Here is a 16,969-nt window from a genome sequence, read left to right on the forward strand (position 1 = left end):
AATGGCCGGGACATGCCCGGCCATTTCCCATTTGCGCGCAAGAGGCGGGCGATCTCAGATCTTCTTGCCGATCAGCCGGTCGACGCTCCACGGGCCGGGGCCGGCGAAGGCAAGGAAGAACAGCGTGAAGCAGTACAGCGCCGCCAGTTCGCCGCCATTCAGGATCGGGAAAAAATCCCGCGGCGCATGCACGAGGAAGTAGGCCACGGCGGTCATGCCGGACAGCACGAAGGCCACCGGCCGCGAGAACAGGCCGATCAGCAGCAACGCGCCGCCGAACAGCTCGAAAAGTCCGGCGATGCCGCCCGGGGTGGTGAAGCTGACCCCGGTCTGCGGCGTGACCGGGAACCCCAGCACTTTGGTGGTGCCGTGCTGCATCAGCAGCAGGGCGGTCATGATCCGCAGAAGGCTCAGCACATGCGGCGTGAGCGAGTCGACAATTCTTGTCATTCCCCAGTATCCCTTCGTACGCTCGGTTTTGCTCCCGGCGGCGGGAGGCTGCCGCAAGGTCGATCGGGACGCAATCGCCCTATCCATCACGTTGCAGTGCGATATAATTCGCCGCACTGCAAATGATGGATTGAACGAAACACCTCAAAAGGCTAGACCAGAGATGGAAAAGCCATCCGGGATGGCCTTCCCAATAAGATGAACCCCTTGATGGGGCTCCCTTTTCGAACTCGCCAGCATTTCCATAGAGGCTATGATCGTGCGGTCCAGGCACGTTCAACCAGCGGGACTTCCGAAATGACGAAATGGGTCTACACCTTCGGCGACGGCGCGGCAGAAGGTGCGGCGGACATGCGCAACCTCCTGGGCGGCAAAGGCGCCAACCTTGCCGAGATGTCCAATCTGGGACTGCCGGTACCACCCGGCTTCACCATCTCCACCGAGGTCTGCACCTGGTATTATGCCCATGGCAACGTCTATCCGGCCGAGCTGAAGGGCAATGTCGAGGACGCCCTCGCCTATGTCGGCAAGCTAGTGGGCAAGACCTTCGGCGATCCCGCCAACCCGCTTCTCGTCTCCGTCCGCTCGGGCGCGCGCGCGTCCATGCCGGGCATGATGGACACCGTACTCAATCTCGGCCTCAACGATGTGACGGTCGAGGCGGTGGCGGCGGCCTCCGGCAACCCCCGTTTCGCCTATGACAGCTATCGCCGCTTCATCCAGATGTATTCGAACGTGGTGCTCGATTTCCCGCATCATCACTTCGAAGAGGTGCTGGACGGATACAAGGCCGACAACGGCTACAACCTCGACACCGATCTCTCCGCCGACGACTGGAAGGAGATGGTGAAGCGCTACAAGGCGCTGGTCGAGCACGAGCTCGGCAAGCCGTTCCCGCAGGACCCGCAGGACCAGCTCTGGGGCGCCATCGGCGCGGTGTTCGGCTCGTGGATGAACCAGCGCGCCATCGTCTATCGCCGCCTTCACGGCATCCCCGAGAGCTGGGGCACGGCGGTGAACGTGCAGGCGATGGTGTTCGGCAATATGGGCGACACCTCGGCCACCGGCGTCGCCTTCACCCGCAACCCGTCCACCGGCGAGAACGCGCTCTATGGCGAGTTCCTGATCAACGCCCAGGGCGAGGACGTGGTGGCGGGCATCCGCACCCCGCAGAACATCACCGAGACCGCCCGCATCGAGGCCGGCTCCGACAAGCCCTCGATGGAGAAGGCGCTGCCGGAGGTGTTCACCGAGTTCAACCGGATCGCCGGCGTGCTCGAAGGCCACTACCGCGACATGCAGGATCTCGAATTCACCGTCGAGAACGGCAAGCTGTGGATGCTGCAGACCCGCTCCGGCAAGCGCACCGCCAAGGCGGCGCTGCGCATCGCGGTCGAGCTCGCCAATGACGGCGTCATCACCCGCGAGGAGGCGATCGCCCGCGTCGAGCCCGCCGCGCTCGACCAGCTGCTGCACCCGATGCTCGACCCCAAGGCCGACAAGACGGTGATCGGCTCGGGCCTGCCGGCCTCGCCCGGCGCCGCCTCCGGTGAGGTGGTGTTCTCCGCCGACGATGCCGAGCTGCTGAAGTCGCAGGGCCGCAAGGTCATCCTGGTGCGCATCGAGACCTCGCCGGAAGACATTCACGGCATGCACGCCTCGGAAGGCATCCTGACCACGCGCGGCGGCATGACCTCGCACGCCGCCGTGGTGGCGCGCGGCATGGGCAAGCCCTGCGTCTGCGGCGCCGGCACCATCCGCGTCGACTATGCCGCCGGCACCATCTCGTCGGGCGGCGTGACGCTGAAGAAGGGCGACATCCTCACCATCGACGGCGGCACCGGCCAGGTGATCGCCGGCGCGGTGCCGATGCTGCAGCCCGAGCTGTCCGGCGAGTTCGGCACGCTGATGGGCTGGGCCGACGGCGTGCGCCGCATGAAGGTGCGCGCCAATGCCGAGACCCCGCTCGATGCCCGCACCGCGAAGAATTTCGGCGCCGAGGGCATCGGCCTGTCGCGTACCGAGCACATGTTCTTCGAGGCCGGCCGCATCCGCGCCGTGCGCGAGATGATCCTCGCCGACGACGAGAAGGGCCGGCGCGCCGCGCTCGCCAAGCTGCTCGCCGCCCAGCGCTCGGACTTCCAGGAGCTGTTCGAGATCATGGACGGGCTGCCGGTCACCATCCGCCTGCTCGATCCGCCGCTGCACGAGTTCCTGCCGCACACCGACGCCGAGATCGCTGAGGTCGCGGAAGGCCTCGGCGTCTCCGCCGCCAAGCTCGCCGCGCGCAAGAAGGAGTTCGACGAGTTCAACCCGATGCTCGGCTTCCGCGGCTGCCGTCTGGCCATCGCCTTCCCGGAGATCGCCGAGATGCAGGCCCGCGCCATCTTCGAGGCGGCGGTGGCGGCGCAGAAATCCACCGGCAAGCCGGTGGTGCCGGAGATCATGGTGCCGCTGATCACCGGCAAGCGCGAATTCGACCTCGTGAAGAACGACATCGATTCGGTGGCGAAGAAGGTCGAGGAAGAGACCGGTGCCAAGCTCGACTATCAGGTCGGCACGATGATCGAGCTGCCGCGCGCGGCGTTGAAGGCCGGCGAGATCGCCGAGACGGCGGAGTTCTTCTCCTACGGCACCAACGACCTGACCCAGACCACCTACGGCATCTCGCGCGACGATGCCGGCACCTTCCTCGGCACCTACATCTCGAAGGGCATCTTCGAGGTCGATCCCTTCGTGTCGATCGACCAGGACGGCGTCGGCGAGCTGGTGAAGATCGCCACCGAGCGCGGCCGGGCGGTGCGCCCGAAGCTCAAGCTCGGCATTTGCGGCGAGCATGGCGGCGACCCGGCCTCGGTCGCTTTCTGCGAGGAAGTCGGGCTCGACTATGTGTCCTGCTCGCCCTTCCGCGTGCCGATCGCCCGCCTCGCGGCGGCGCAGGCGGCGCTGAAGACGCAGGCCGCCAGCCAGGCCTGAGGCGGATCGACGGCAATTGCGGCCCGGCGCTCGCCGGGCCGAGCGGGACGATGCGGTGGCCGGGCGAGCAGCCCGGCCATTTGCGTTCGGGCCACCGGCTGGCGGGAACCTTCACACGCGGGCGCCCTCGCGGGCGGGGCATGTGGCGGGGCATGTGCCACGGCACATGCGGTGGGATCGGCCGGCTCGCCCTCGGCCGATCGACAGGCCTTTGCGGCAGGCCGATGCGGGCGGGGGGTTTCCTTTTTGCCGGCGGAGGCCCATATCAAGGTGACCGCTCAATGTGGAGTGCGAAACCGCGGCCATGTCTGGCTGCTCAGATTGGATAGGATTTGCAAGTTCTCGTTCGCGACAACAATGTCGATCAAGCCCTGAGAGTCCTCAAGAAGAAGATGCAGCGTGAAGGCGTCTTCCGCGAGATGAAGGCTCGACGGTCTTATGAAAAGCCGTCCGAACGGCGCAACCGGGAAGCGGCCGAGGCGGTGCGACGCGCCCGCAAGGCGGCCCGGAAACAGGCCATCCGCGAAGGATTGGTCGCCGCCCCGAAGAAGAAGCCGATGCCGGGCCGTGGGCGTCCGGACGCCTCTGCCGGCGCGGTTCAGGCCGACGTGGCAAAATAAAGTCGGCGCAGGGTTGCGAGAACTCGCCCAATCCTGTAAATTATCCACATCGATCTTGCACGTTGAACTTTGTTTGTGCGCCTTGGGCGCTGTGGCGAACTTCCTCTCAAATCGATGGCAATATAACGCTTACATTAAGTAAGCGATCGATTTTCTATGTCGTATGAAAGGAATATCGTCATGGCGACGGGTACCGTGAAGTGGTTCAACAGCCAGAAGGGCTATGGCTTCATCCAGCCGGATAACGGCGGCTCTGATGTCTTCGTCCACATTTCCGCTGTGCAGCGGGCCGGCTGGACCGACCTGCGCGACGGGCAGAAGGTCTCTTACGAGGTCGAGTCCGATCGCCGCACTGGCAAGCAGACCGCTGGCAACCTGCAGGCGGCGTGATCGTGCCGATCGCTCCCGACCACGGATGTACTGGCGGGAGCCGTTGAGCACCATGGAAGGCCGGGGTCATCCCGGCCTTTTTCATTTTGAGAGGATGCCGGCCATGACCGATCCCACCCGCGACACGGCGTTCAAGCCCAATCTCACCAAGACCGAGAGCAAGGCCGAGGCGGTATCGCGCATCGCCATGTCGATGATCGAGCAGGAAACGGCAAAGCGGGACGCGAAGACCGCACGGCTGAAGGAAGCCCGCCTGGCACAAGAAGCCGCGGCCCAGCCGGCAAAGGCCGCCCCCCGCGCGAAAGTGCGCCAAGCGAAGTAGCCTCAGCCCTCCTTATATTTGTCGCCTAAGTCTGCCAAAGGGCAGAGCGACCAATTGATCGCTCTGCCCTCTACTTCAATCTGATCACGCGTATTGGGTGAGAACCCAGGTAACAGCCTTACCCTTATAGGGCGGAAAGACGTTTCCCTTCGCGATGGGAGCCGTGGTGGTGTCCCACGGATCATCGACCTTCCAGATACCACTCTCTGGGCACTTCTCGCCCGTCTTACACTTCGTACCGATAGGCTTACGCGTCATCGTGCCGTAGGTGCCGTACATGGCAACCTCCTTTGCTTGGCAAATAGAGGTAGGGCTTGACATACGCGAGTCAGGCGATTCTACTCGCCGAGTCGAAAGACCGCTATGCTCGGCCAGCCCCACCAAGGAAATGGCCTCGCGCAGCTGGAGTCGCCTGGAGGTTGCCCCCTCCAGGCGACTCTGCGCTGATATGACGCTAGGGCGACTCAGCGGGAACGTCAAGCGGTAGTAGATGTCCACGGGAACAAACCCGGTACTCACTACAATTAGTAGCCCATAAAGCGTCATCTTACCGCTGATAGTCCCTATAAGACGGCCGGTCCCTCCCGTGCTATCTACCCCTTCGCCGCGGCCTTCAGCCGGTACAGCGCCTCATGCGCCGCGCGCGGGGTCATCTCGTCCGGGTCCATCCCCGCCAGCGCCTGCTTCAGCGCCTCGGCCGCCGGGTCCGGCTTCGCGGCCGGCCCGGCCGGAAGCGCCCGGTTGATCGCCGCGAACAGCGGCAGATCGTCGAGGATGCGCTGCGCCGGGGCGGCGCGGTCGGCATTCTCCAGCTCGGTCAGCACCGCCTTCGCCCGCGCCACCACGCTGGCCGGCAGGCCGGCGAGCCGCGCCACCTGGATGCCGTAGGAGCGGTCGGCGGCGCCCGGCACCACCTCGTGCAGGAAGATTACCTCGCCCTCCCACTCCTTCACCTTCACCGTCGCGTTGACGAGGCGGGCGAGGCGCTGGGAGAGCGCGGTCAGTTCGTGGAAATGGGTGGCGAACAGCCCCCGGCAGCGATTCACCTCGTGCAGGTGCTCGAGGCTGGCCCAGGCGATCGACAGGCCGTCGAAGGTGGCGGTGCCGCGGCCGATCTCGTCGAGGATCACCAGCGAGCGCTCGCTCGCCTGGTTGAGGATGGCGGCGGTCTCCACCATCTCGACCATGAAGGTCGAGCGCCCGCGCGCCAGATCGTCCGCCGCGCCGACGCGCGAGAACAGCCGGTCGACCACGCCGATATGGGCGCTGCGCGCCGGCACGAAGCTGCCGGCCTGGGCGAGGATGGCGATCAGCGCGTTCTGGCGCAGGAAGGTCGATTTGCCCGCCATGTTGGGACCGGTGACCAGCCAGATGCGGCCGGAATCGGCGCGGCCGCCGGCATCGTCCGGCGGCGAGAGCTCGCAATCATTGGCGACAAACGGCCCGCCGTCACGACGCAGCGCCTGCTCCACCACCGGGTGGCGGGCGCCCTCCAGCCGGAAATCCAGCCCGCCATCCACCTCCGGCCGGACATAGCCCTCCTCCACCGCGAGGCGGGCGAGGCCGGCGGTGACGTCGATCACCGCGAGCGCCCCGGCGGCGGCGCGGATGCCGTCGGCCTGTGCCATCACGGCGCTCGCGAGGCGGTCGAAGATCGCCTGTTCGAGGGCGAGGGCCCGCTCGCCGGCGCTGGCGATCTTGGCTTCCAGCTCGCCGAGCTCGGTGGAGGTGAAGCGCATCGCCCCGGCCATGGTCTGGCGATGCACGAAGACGGCGCCGAAGGGCGGCTCGCGCAGCCGGTCGGCATGCTGCTGGCCGACCTCGACATAATAGCCGAGCACCGCATTGTGCCGGATCTTCAGCGATTTGACGCCGGTCTCCTCGGCATAGCGACGCTCCAGCGCCGCCACCACCCGCCGGCTCTCGTCGCGCAACGCGCGGGCGGCGTCGAGATCGGGATCAAAGCCGGCATGGGTGAAGCCGCCGTCGCGGCGATAGGGCGGCAATTCGTCGGCCAGGGCGGTGGCCAGCAGCGCCGGCAGCGCCGGATCCACCGCCGCCAGCAGCGTCGCGTTTTCGGCAAGCTCCGCCCCCGCCTCGCCGGCGCGCAGCAGCCCGGCAATGGCGGCCCCCTCGGCCAGCCCCCGCCCGATGGCGGCGAGGTCGCGCGGCCCGGAACGGCCGAGCGCGATGCGGGCCAGCGCGCGGGCGAGGTCCGGCGCCCCGGCGAGCCGCTGCTGCAGGCTGGCACGCAGCTCCGCGTCCTCGACCAGCGCCTCCACCGCGTCGAGCCGGGCGGCGATGCGCGCCGGGTCGGTCAGCGGCTCGGCGAGACGGCGGGCCAGCAGGCGGGCACCGGCCGAGGTCACGGTGCGGTCCACCGCCGCATTGAGGCTGCCGGCGCGGTCCCCCGTCGTGGTGCGCAGGATCTCCAGGTTCACCCGCGTCGCCGGGTCGATCACCATGATGTCGGTCGCCGCCTCGCGCTGGGGGGCGGCGAGCGGCGGACGCTGGCCGAGCTGGGTGCGCTCGATATAGCCGACCACCGCGCTGGCGGCGGTGAGCTCGACGCGGGAGAAGGCGCCGAAGGCATCGAGAGTGGCGACGCCGAAAAAGCCGGTGAGCCGGCGCTCGGCGCCGGCGCCATCGAAGCTTTCCTTCGGCAGCGGCGTCACGCTGGGCAGGCTGCGCCAGATCTCGCGGAAATCGGCCTCATCATACACCGGATCGGGCAGCAGCAGCTCGGCCGGCTCGATCCGCGCCAGGTCGGCGGCCAGCCGGCCGGCATGGGTCTCCATCACCCGGAACGAGCCGGTGGAGATGTCGGCGAAGGCAAGGGCGTAGACATAGCCATCCTCGCCGGCTCCCTCGCCGCCGCGCTGGCGGGCAAGCGCGGCCAGCACGTTCTCCCGCCGGGCGTCGAGCAGGGCGTCCTCGGTGAGGGTGCCGGGGGTGACCAGTCGGGTAACGTCCCGCCGCACCACGCTTTTCGGCCCGCGCTTCTTCGCTTCGGCGGGATCCTCGATCTGCTCGCAGACGGCGACCCGGTGGCCGCAGGCGATCAGCTTGTGCAGATATTCCTCGGCGCGCTCCACCGGCACCCCGCACATCGGGATGTCCGCGCCCTGGTGCTTGCCGCGCTTGGTCAGCACGATGCCGAGCGACCGCGAGGCTATTTCCGCGTCTTCGAAGAACAGCTCGTAGAAATCGCCCATCCGGTAGAACAGCAGGCTGTCCGGATTGGCGGTTTTTATCTCGATATATTGCGCCATCATCGGCGTGACGCGCTCGGCATCGCCGGTCGGCTTCGGGCTGGGAGTCGGGGTCGCATCCATGAGGGAAGGCTTGCAGGCCACCGGGCCCGACTTCAAGTATTTGCCGGGGTTTTCCCCGCCTTACAGCTCGATGCCGCGCAGCGCCTCGGGATCCATCAGCCCCATCAGCCGCCCGGCGGCGCAGCGCGCCAGCCGCAAGGTGAGCGCCTTGCGGTGGTGAGCGGCGAGCGGGTGGCGCGGCGCCTCGCGGAGCAAGGCCGCGCCGAAGCCGTCGGCCACCAGGATGCCGGTGTCCTCGGGCAGGATGTCCAGCGGGAAATCCGGGGCGACGGCGAAAAACAGGCGGTCGCAAAAAGCGCGATACTCGAACCACTTATGATCGGCGCGGAAATCGGCGATCGAGGACTTCACCTCGATCACCCACACCTCGCCCTTGGCGCAGAGCACCGCGATGTCGGCGCGGCGGCCGGTGGCCAGCACCAGTTCCGGCACGCCGACCAAGCCGCGCGCCGCCACATAGCGCAGCGCGCCGCGACGGATGGCGAGCGCCGCCTCCGACTGGCGGCCGTCCGGCGGCAGGACGAGATCGGTAAGGGTGCCATGCATGTCTGTACCCTATACGTTCTCGTCGGCACATGGGAAGCCCCCAAATGGGAGCCCCTTTGGAAAGGCCGGTTACCCGCCGGATCGACTCGTCTATAAGCGAGCATCGCCTCCTCACCGCTGCCCGGCCATGCCGCCCGAAAACGCATCTGTCGCCCCCCAAGCCGAACGCCCGGCGCCGAGCCTGCGCGAGCTGTTCGTCGGTTTCCTGTCGGTAGCGGTGGTGGCGTTTGGCGGCGTGCTGCCGATCGCCCGGCGGGCGGTGGTCGAGCGCTACAAATGGCTGGATTCGGACGAGTTCACCGAGCTGGTCGCTCTCGCCCAGTTCCTGCCGGGCCCCAACATCGTCAACCTGTCCATCGTCATCGGCTCGCGATTCCGCGGCGTGCCGGGCGCCATCGCCGCGTTCTGCGGCCTCACCTTGGCGCCGGCCGTGATCGTCATCCTCGCCGGCACGCTGTTCGCCCGCTACAGCGATGTTCCGGCGATCGCGGATCTCATGGCCGGCCTTGCCGCCGGCGCGGCCGGGCTGGTCATCTCGATGGCCGGGCGCATGGGCGAAGTCCTGTGGCGCCGCCCGAGCGTGCAGGGCCTCGGCATCGCCGCCGCCGCCTTTGTCGGCATCGCCGTGCTCGGCATGCCGCTGCTCTGGGTGATGCTCGGCCTCGCCCCGGTGTCGATTGCGCTCGCCTGGTGGGCGATCCGATGAACGATGACGGCGTGCTCGGCGCGCTGGCGCTGAATTTCCTCGTCCTCTCGCTGCTGGCGGTGGGCGGCGCCAATGCGGTGCTGCCGGAGATGCACCGTCAGGTGGTCGAGGTCGCCGGCTGGATGACCAACGAGCAATTCGCCCAGACCTTCGCCCTCGCCCAGGTGGTGCCGGGACCGAACGTCTTGGTGGTGACGCTGATCGGCTGGCACGTCGCCGGGTTTGCCGGCGCGCTGGTCTCCACCCTGGCGATGTGCGTGCCGACCTGTGTGCTGGCCTATGTGGTCGGCGGCGTCTGGTACCGCTTCCGCGCCGCGAAGTGGCGCCGGGCCATCCAGGCCGGGCTGGTGCCGCTCACCATCGGGCTCATCGCCGCCTCCGGTTTCCTTCTCGCCGAGGGCGCGGCGCGCTCGATACCGACGGCGCTCTACACCGCCGTCACCGTGCTGGCGCTGCTGTTCACCCGGATCAGTCCGCTCTGGATGCTGTTCGGCGGCGGAGCGCTCGGGCTGCTGCGCCTCATCTGACCATATCGGCCGAAAGCCGGCGTCTCAGGGCTCCAGAGCCGCGGCGCCTTCGCCGCGCGCGAAGGGCGGCAGTTCGGGGCCTGCCAGCGGCGCGTCGGCCGGCCCCGGCCGGGTTGTGGCGGCGGCGAGACGACGCACCAGCGCCAGGGCGCTGACGAGCGCCAGCACGCCGAAGGCGACCGATCCGAGCGCCTGGCCGGCGAGCACGCCCTGCGCGCCCCAATAGTGCCCGCCCACCATCACGAAGGGGATGACGCCCAGCGTCGCCCGGCTCCAGTTGAACAGGGTGGAACGCAGCGGCGCGCCGAGATTGTTGAAGGCGGCGTTGGCGACGAACAGCATGCCGAGAAAGATGAAGCTGCCGGCGACCCACAGGCAGTAGAAGACGACCAGGTCCTCGCCCTCCGCCGACAGCCCGAATGCGCCGGCCACGGCATGCCGCCCCAGCGCCATCAACGCCCATATGGCGAACACATAGGCGAGGATGAGCAGGAGGCTGTCGAGGATGGCGCGGCGCACCCGGTCGTAGCGCCCGGCGCCGACATTCTGCCCGATCACCGGGCCGATGGCGCCGGTCAGGGCGAAGAGCGGCCCGAAGGCGACCGGGATCAGCCGCCCCACCACCGCGAAGGCCGCCACCGCCGCATCGCCATGGGTGGCGAGCGCATAGGTGACATAGGCATTGCCGACCGGGGTGGCGAGGTTGGTGAGGATGGCCGGCACCGCAATGCCGGAAAGCGGCCCGACATCGTGGCGGAAATCGCGCCAGCGCAGCGGGCTGGCATAGCCATGGATGCGCAGCACCGCGTACAGCCCGTAGGCTGCCATCGCCACGCGGGAGATCACCGATACCGCGGCCGCGCCCTCGACCCGCCAGTCGAGCACCAGGATCAGCAACGGGTCCAGCGCCGCCGTCACCAGGCCGCCGATCAGCGTCACCAGCATGGAGCGCCGCGCATCGCCCAGCCCGCGCAGCGTGCCGGAGGCCGCCATGCCGATGCCGAGCAGCGGCGTCGACGGCAGCACTATCATCAGGAAATCGCGGGCGATCTCCAGCGTGCGCCCGGTGGCGCCCAGCAGGGAGAGCAGCGGCGTCAGCACCGGCATCATCGCGCCAGCGGTCATCACGCAGGCAAGCGTCATATAGACGAAGCCGGAGGTCGAAATGCGCCCCACCTCCTCGCGCCGGCCGGCGCCGATCGCCCGCGAGATCAACGCCGAGACGGCGATCATCACCCCGATCGACACCGAGGTGACGAAGAACATCACCGTGCCGGCATAGCCGATGGCGGCAGCGAGCTCCTCTTCACCGAGCAGCGAGATGTAGAACAGGTTGAGCAGGTCGACGACGAACACCGCCACCAGCCCGACCGAGCCGGCCGCCGTCATCACCGCGACATGGGCCATGGTTGAGCCGGTGACGAAGCGGGCCGGGGATGCGGATGGCGTCTTCATGGCCCGGCTTATCGCATGGAGGCGGCGGCGGACGATAGCGCCCCGGCAGGGCGAAAGCGCGAATGAAAGCGCGAATTGCGGAAACCCGGCCTCGCCGCGGCCGCCCCGGATCGGACATCGCCGCCACGCCCGCTGCAGCGCGCATAGGCCCACCCGGCCTATTGGCGTATGGTCGCCGCGACCGGCCGGATGCAACAGCCGTCTCGGGACGGCGTGACAGGAGCATGCCATGAAACAGTTGCAGGAACTGCTCTCCCAGGCACAGCACGGCCAGGTGTTCGATAACCTTGCGCGGAGCTACGGCATCTCGCCGGAGCAGGCGCAGCAGGCGGTGGAAGCCCTGCTGCCGGCCTTCTCGGTCGGCCTCGCCCGCAGCACGCACAGCCCGGAAGGACTGGCCGGGCTTCTTGGCGCCATGGCTCGCAATCCCTATTCGCAGGTCTTCGACGACCCGAAGGCGACGCCCGCTCCCGCGCTCCAGGCGCAGGGCACGGACGCGCTCGCCGCCATGTTCGGCTCGCCCGAGGTGAGCCGGGCGGTCGCCGCCCAGGCGTCCTCGGCGACCGGGCTCAGTTCCTCCCTGCTGAAGCAGATGCTGCCGGCCATCGCCGCGCTGGTGCTTGGCGGCCTGATGAAGGGTGGCGGCGCGAGTGGCGGAAGCGGCGGCGGCCTTGGCGACCTTCTTGGCGGCCTGCTTGGCAACCGCCCGCCGGAGGGCTCCTCCACCGGCGCCGCGACGGGCGGTGGGCTCGGCGATCTGTTGGGCGGCATATTGGGAGGCGGGGGCTCGGCCGGACGAGCGGGACCGGCATCCCCCTCCGGTAACCCGTTGCAGGACCTATTGGACGGCCTGGCGAGGGGCGGCGCCGGCGGCGCCTCGCGCGACGGTACGACACCCGGCGACCCGCGCCGCCCGGCCTCGACGGGCAACCCGCTCGACGATCTGCTGGGCGGTCTTCTGGGTGGCGGCCGGCCGGGGACGGACGCGCAACCGGAATCCGGCGCCGCCCCACAGCCGCGGCAGGGCGGCGACCCGATGGGAGACCTGCTCGGCAGCATATTGGGCGGCTTGCTCGGCGGCGGAGCCGGCGCCCGCCCCGGTGCGGGCGTCGATCCGGCGGATCGGCCGCAGGACCCCACACTGTCGCAAGACCCCACGCTGAAGCCCTTCAACGATATTTTCGACCAGTTCAGCCGCAGGGACGGGCGCTGAACCTCCCGGTCCCGCCCCGATCGTTCTCCGCACCCCGGCCCGTTATCGGGACGGGTCGATCGGGATGGGCGCGGCCGAGACAGCCCGATTGAGAAGCGTCATGAAAATCGGCTAGAAGAGCCGGCTGCCGATCACTCGCCGAGAGATGCCGCTCTGATGTCCGACACCACCCTCGAGACCACCGCCGATCCGCTGGACGACCACGCCAAGGCCCGCGTGCTGGTGCAGGCGCTGCCGCACATGCAGCGCTATGACGACGCCATCATCGTGGTGAAGTATGGCGGCCACGCCATGGGCGACGAGCAGGTGGCGCGGGATTTCGCCCAGGATATCGTGCTGCTCGAACAGTCCGGCGTGAACCCGGTGGTGGTGCATGGCGGCGGGCCGCAGATCGGCGCCATGCTGGCCAAGCTCGGCATCAAGTCGGAATTCGCCGCGGGCCTGCGCATCACCGACAAGGCCACCGTCGAGATCGTCGAGATGGTGTTGGCCGGCTCGATCAACAAATCGCTGGTCGGCTTCATCAACGAAGCCGGCGGCAAGGCGCTCGGCCTGTCCGGCAAGGACGGCAACATGGTGATCGCCTCCAAGGTCACCCGCAGCGTCCTCGATCCGGATTCGAACATCGAGCAGGTGATCGATCTCGGCTTCGTCGGCGAGCCGTCGAGCGTCGACACCACCGTGCTCGACCAGATCCTCGGCCGCGAACTGATCCCGGTGCTGGCCCCGGTCGCCACCGGCGAGGAGGGCGGCACCTTCAACGTGAATGCCGACACCTTTGCCGGCGCCATCGCCGGCGCGCTCGGCGCCAAGCGCCTGCTGCTGCTCACCGACGTCCCCGGCGTGCTCGACCGCGACAAGAACCTCATCAAGGAACTGTCGATCAGCCAGGCGCGCGCGCTGATCGCCGACGGCACCATCTCCGGCGGCATGATTCCCAAGGTCGAGACCTGCATCTACGCGCTGGAGCAGGGCGTCGAAGGCGTGGTGATCCTCGACGGCAAGGTGCCGCACGCCGTGCTGCTCGAACTGCTCACCGACCATGGTGCGGGCACGCTGATTCGCCGCTGAGGCGCGATCCCCGGGCGAGGCGCGAAATCCTGCCTCGCCTGCGGCCCGGCTCTTCGCTATGGATGGCGTCATGCCGCACGCCATCGATAACGCTCTCGCATCCGACAGCTTTTCCGGGGTCGACACCTGGGTGTTCGATCTCGACAACACGCTCTATCCGCCCGGGCTCGACCTGTGGCGGCAGATCGATCTCAACATGCGCAGCTACATCGCCGATTATCTCGGCCTGTCGCTCGACGATGCCTTCGCCCTGCAGAAGGGCTACTACCGCAAATACGGCACCTCGCTGCGCGGGCTGATGATCGAGCACGGCATGGACCCGGACCCGTTTCTGGCCAATGCGCACAAGATCGACCTGTCCGAGCTCGCGCCGGCACCGGAACTCGGCGAGGCGCTGGGCGCGCTTCCCGGCCGCAAGCTGGTCTATACCAACGGTTCGCGCGCCCATGCCGAGGCGATCCTGGGCAAGCTCGGTATCTCCGATCATTTTGCCGACGTGCACGATATCGTCGCGTCCGAGTTCCATCCCAAGCCGCAGGAGCCGGCCTATCGGCATTTCCTCGGCCTGTACGGCGTCGAGCCGACCCGCGCGGCGATGTTCGAGGATCTGGCCCGCAACCTCGAAGTGCCGCACGCGCTCGGCATGCGCACCGTGCTGGTGGTGCCGCGCGGCCAAGCCGTCAGCCCGGCCGACCGCGAGGCCTGGGAACATGACGGGCGCGACGCCCAGCACATCCAGCACGTCACCGACGACCTGCCCGCCTTCCTGCGCGCCGTGCGCGGGGTGATCGCCCGCGACGCGGGTTGAACCGACCCGTTGACACCCGGCCATCCGCACCGCAACAAGTCCCCCGCCATTTAGCGGAGTAACAGAGCATGTCGAGCGAGCTGAAGACCATCATCGAGGACGCCTTCGAGAAGCGCGCGGAGATCGGCTTCGACACCAAGGGTCCGGTTCGCGACGCCGTGAACGAGGCGCTCGGCCTGCTCGACGCCGGCAAGGCACGCGTCGCCGAGCCGGGCGCCGACGGCAGCTGGAGCGTCAACCAGTGGCTCAAGAAGGCGGTGCTGCTGTCCTTCCGCCTCAACGACATGGCCCCGATCGCCGGCGGCCCCGGCGGTGCGACCTGGTGGGACAAGGTGCCGTCCAAGTTCGACGGCTGGGGCGAGGCGGAATTCCGCGCCGCCGGCTTCCGCGCCGTGCCGGGCGCCATCGTGCGGCGCTCGGCCTATATCGCGCCGAACGTCGTGCTGATGCCCTCCTTCGTCAATCTCGGCGCCTCGGTCGGCGAAGGCACGATGGTCGACACCTGGGCGACGGTCGGTTCCTGCGCCCAGATCGGCGCCCGCGTGCACCTTTCGGGTGGCGTCGGCATCGGCGGCGTGCTGGAACCGCTGCAGGCCGGCCCGGTGATCATCGAGGACGACTGCTTCATCGGCGCCCGCTCCGAGGTGGTCGAGGGGGTGATCGTGCGTAAGGGCTCGGTGCTCTCGATGGGCGTGTTCATCTCGGCGACCACCAAGATCGTCGACCGCGCCACCGGCGAGGTATTCGTCGGCGAGGTGCCGGCCTATTCGGTGGTGGTGCCCGGCTCGCTGCCCGGCAAGCCGCTTCCCGACGGCACCCCCGGTCCGTCGCTCTACTGCGCGGTGATCGTGAAGCGGGTGGACGAACAGACCCGCTCGAAGACCTCGATCAACGATCTGCTCAGGGACTGAGCGACGGCGGCTTGTTCCCGTTCTCCGCCTTGCGGAGAAGATTGGGGAGCGAAGGCCGGCCAGGCGTGGCGGGAAGTCCTCGCCGAGCGGCTGCGGGCCCCCTCCCTGTCGGGAACAGCAAGGTATAAGGCTAGGCCTCGAGGAGACCGTCGCATGTCCGGCTTCACCGATCCCGTCGAGATCACCCGTGCGCTCATCCGCTGTCCTTCGGTGACACCCGAGGAAGGTGGAGCCCTCGGCGTTCTCGAAGCCCTGCTCGGTGCGGCCGGCTTCCGCGTGCACCGCGTGACGCTCACCGGTCGCGACACGCCGGACATTGAGAACCTCTATGCCCGGTTCGGCACCAAGGGCCCCAATCTCTGCTTCGCCGGGCACACCGACGTGGTGCCGCCCGGCGATCCCGCGCATTGGCGCTTCCCGCCCTTCGAGGCGGCCATTCATGGCGGCCTGCTCTATGGCCGCGGCGCTGTGGACATGAAGAGCGGCGTCGCCGCCTTCACCGCCGCGGCGCTGGAGCTGGTTGCCGAACAGGGCGACCGGTTGCCGGGCTCGCTCTCGCTGCTGATCACCGGCGACGAGGAGGGCCCGGCGATTAACGGCACCGAGAAGCTGCTGCGCTGGCTGGCCGACCGCGACGAGCGGCTCGACCATTGCGTGCTGGGAGAGCCCTCCTCGCGCGCGGTGCTGGGCGACATGGTGAAGATCGGCCGGCGCGGCTCGCTTTCCGGCACGCTCACCGTGCATGGCAAGCAGGGGCATGTCGGCTATCCGCACCTTGCCGACAACCCGGTCCCCGGCATGGCGCGGCTGATCACCGCGCTCACCGCCGAGCCGCTCGACCGTGGCAACGCGCATTTCCAGGCCTCGAATCTCGAGGTCGTGTCGGTGGATGTCGGCAACCCGGCCTTCAACGTCATCCCGGCCGAGGCGAAGGCGCGCTTCAACATCCGCTTCAACGATCTGTGGATGCCCGACACGCTGAAGGCGGAAGTGGAACGCCGGCTCCAGGTCGCCGCCGGCAACCGGGTGCACTTTTCGCTGGCGTTCGAGGAGCGCTCCTCCGACAGCTTCCTCACAGCGCCGGGCGATTTCGTCGACCTCGTGGTCGCCGCCATCAGCCAAGCCACCGGCCGCACGCCGGAACTCTCCACCACCGGCGGCACCTCTGATGCCCGCTTCATCAAGGATTATTGCCCGGTGGTCGAATTCGGCCTGGTCGGCACCTCCATGCATGCGGTGGACGAGGCGACCCCGGTCGACGAAATCCACGCGCTCGCCCGCGTCTACAAGGATATCGCGACCCGCTATTTCGACGCCTTCGGCCGCTGAGGCGGCCTATTTGCTGCTGAGCGCCGGCGCCAGCGGATCACTGGTCGGCAGCGACTGGCGGTAGCCGTCAGTCTGCACATAGCCGCTGATCTTGACGCAGGTCGAGGTGCCGGCAACGCGGGTGAAATCCTTGCCATAGCTGGCACATACCGGATCGGGCCGATTGTCGGTGGAAGCTTGCGGCGCCGGCGGGGTGGCACTTCCGGCAACCGCCGCCGATACGACGACAAGGCCGGCGACGGCGAAAACGGCCAGGCCCGCGGCCTGCCGCACGGTTCCGGCAACCTGGTTCATCGCTTCCCTCCCCTCC

Annotated in this window: 17 protein-coding genes; 11 read left to right on the plus strand and 6 right to left on the minus strand. The window is 68.3% G+C overall.

Going from position 1 to position 16,969, the window contains the following annotated elements:
* Positions 1 to 54: 54 nt before the first annotated feature.
* Complete coding sequence (locus tag J2X65_RS03970; protein ID WP_310198312.1) at positions 55 to 450, minus strand: DoxX family protein; 396 nt, start codon at positions 448 to 450, stop codon at positions 55 to 57.
* A 297-nt stretch (positions 451 to 747) separates the two neighbouring features.
* On the opposite strand from J2X65_RS03970, the gene ppdK reads away from it, so the two are divergent.
* The 4 genes from ppdK to J2X65_RS03990 all read left to right on the plus strand — a co-directional run bounded on the left by ppdK (position 748) and on the right by J2X65_RS03990 (position 4,758).
* On the plus strand, positions 748 to 3,426 hold the full coding sequence (gene ppdK, locus J2X65_RS03975) for a pyruvate, phosphate dikinase (protein ID WP_310198314.1): 2,679 nt from the start codon (positions 748 to 750) through the stop codon (positions 3,424 to 3,426).
* Between the two features lie 332 nt (positions 3,427 to 3,758).
* On the plus strand, positions 3,759 to 4,046 hold the full coding sequence (gene rpsU / locus J2X65_RS03980) for a 30S ribosomal protein S21 (protein ID WP_310198317.1): 288 nt from the start codon (positions 3,759 to 3,761) through the stop codon (positions 4,044 to 4,046).
* Between the two features lie 180 nt (positions 4,047 to 4,226).
* Positions 4,227 to 4,436: a cold-shock protein gene (locus tag J2X65_RS03985; RefSeq protein WP_213364217.1), complete on the plus strand. Its 210-nt coding sequence runs from the start codon at positions 4,227 to 4,229 to the stop codon at positions 4,434 to 4,436.
* Between the two features lie 103 nt (positions 4,437 to 4,539).
* The gene (locus tag J2X65_RS03990; protein WP_310198323.1) at positions 4,540 to 4,758 is read left to right on the plus strand and encodes a hypothetical protein; all 219 of its coding nucleotides are present in this window, start codon (positions 4,540 to 4,542) and stop codon (positions 4,756 to 4,758) included.
* An 84-nt stretch (positions 4,759 to 4,842) separates the two neighbouring features.
* Here the strand turns inward: J2X65_RS03990 and J2X65_RS03995 are convergent, their stop codons facing one another.
* From J2X65_RS03995 to J2X65_RS04005, 3 genes are all read right to left on the minus strand, one after another.
* Positions 4,843 to 5,037 (minus strand): hypothetical protein, encoded by a 195-nt coding sequence (locus tag J2X65_RS03995; protein ID WP_310198326.1) that lies wholly within the window; start codon positions 5,035 to 5,037, stop codon positions 4,843 to 4,845.
* Positions 5,038 to 5,351: 314 nt separating this feature from the next.
* Complete coding sequence (gene mutS / locus J2X65_RS04000) at positions 5,352 to 8,093, minus strand: DNA mismatch repair protein MutS (protein WP_310198329.1); 2,742 nt, start codon at positions 8,091 to 8,093, stop codon at positions 5,352 to 5,354.
* Positions 8,094 to 8,153: 60 nt separating this feature from the next.
* The gene (locus tag J2X65_RS04005) at positions 8,154 to 8,639 is read right to left on the minus strand and encodes an MmcB family DNA repair protein (protein WP_310198331.1); all 486 of its coding nucleotides are present in this window, start codon (positions 8,637 to 8,639) and stop codon (positions 8,154 to 8,156) included.
* Positions 8,640 to 8,766: 127 nt separating this feature from the next.
* On the opposite strand from J2X65_RS04005, the gene J2X65_RS04010 reads away from it, so the two are divergent.
* The gene (locus tag J2X65_RS04010) at positions 8,767 to 9,345 is read left to right on the plus strand and encodes a chromate transporter (RefSeq protein WP_310198334.1); all 579 of its coding nucleotides are present in this window, start codon (positions 8,767 to 8,769) and stop codon (positions 9,343 to 9,345) included.
* Complete coding sequence (locus J2X65_RS04015) at positions 9,342 to 9,872, plus strand: chromate transporter (RefSeq protein ID WP_310198337.1); 531 nt, start codon at positions 9,342 to 9,344, stop codon at positions 9,870 to 9,872. Before J2X65_RS04010 ends, J2X65_RS04015 begins: the two co-directional genes overlap by 4 nt.
* Before the next feature lie 24 nt (positions 9,873 to 9,896).
* On the opposite strand, the gene J2X65_RS04020 is transcribed toward J2X65_RS04015, so the two are convergent.
* Complete coding sequence (locus J2X65_RS04020; protein ID WP_310198339.1) at positions 9,897 to 11,327, minus strand: MATE family efflux transporter; 1,431 nt, start codon at positions 11,325 to 11,327, stop codon at positions 9,897 to 9,899.
* A 229-nt stretch (positions 11,328 to 11,556) separates the two neighbouring features.
* Between J2X65_RS04020 and J2X65_RS04025 the strand changes: the two genes are divergently transcribed.
* From J2X65_RS04025 to dapE, 5 genes are all read left to right on the plus strand, one after another.
* Entirely contained in the window at positions 11,557 to 12,540 is a 984-nt protein-coding gene (locus J2X65_RS04025; protein WP_310198341.1) for a DUF937 domain-containing protein, read from the plus strand.
* Positions 12,541 to 12,696: 156 nt separating this feature from the next.
* Entirely contained in the window at positions 12,697 to 13,611 is a 915-nt protein-coding gene (argB, locus tag J2X65_RS04030; RefSeq protein WP_310198345.1) for an acetylglutamate kinase, read from the plus strand.
* A 70-nt stretch (positions 13,612 to 13,681) separates the two neighbouring features.
* The gene (locus J2X65_RS04035) at positions 13,682 to 14,419 is read left to right on the plus strand and encodes a pyrimidine 5'-nucleotidase (protein WP_310198347.1); all 738 of its coding nucleotides are present in this window, start codon (positions 13,682 to 13,684) and stop codon (positions 14,417 to 14,419) included.
* A gap of 68 nt (positions 14,420 to 14,487) precedes the next feature.
* Positions 14,488 to 15,330 (plus strand): 2,3,4,5-tetrahydropyridine-2,6-dicarboxylate N-succinyltransferase, encoded by an 843-nt coding sequence (dapD, locus tag J2X65_RS04040; protein WP_310198350.1) that lies wholly within the window; start codon positions 14,488 to 14,490, stop codon positions 15,328 to 15,330.
* Positions 15,331 to 15,483: 153 nt separating this feature from the next.
* The gene (gene dapE / locus J2X65_RS04045; RefSeq protein WP_310198353.1) at positions 15,484 to 16,659 is read left to right on the plus strand and encodes a succinyl-diaminopimelate desuccinylase; all 1,176 of its coding nucleotides are present in this window, start codon (positions 15,484 to 15,486) and stop codon (positions 16,657 to 16,659) included.
* 6 nt (positions 16,660 to 16,665) lie between these two features.
* On the opposite strand, the gene J2X65_RS04050 is transcribed toward dapE, so the two are convergent.
* The gene (locus tag J2X65_RS04050; protein ID WP_310198356.1) at positions 16,666 to 16,953 is read right to left on the minus strand and encodes a porin; all 288 of its coding nucleotides are present in this window, start codon (positions 16,951 to 16,953) and stop codon (positions 16,666 to 16,668) included.
* Positions 16,954 to 16,969 lie beyond the last annotated feature (16 nt).

Source organism: Ancylobacter sp. 3268, from assembly GCF_031456575.1.
Taxonomy (GTDB): Bacteria; Pseudomonadota; Alphaproteobacteria; order Rhizobiales; family Xanthobacteraceae; genus Ancylobacter.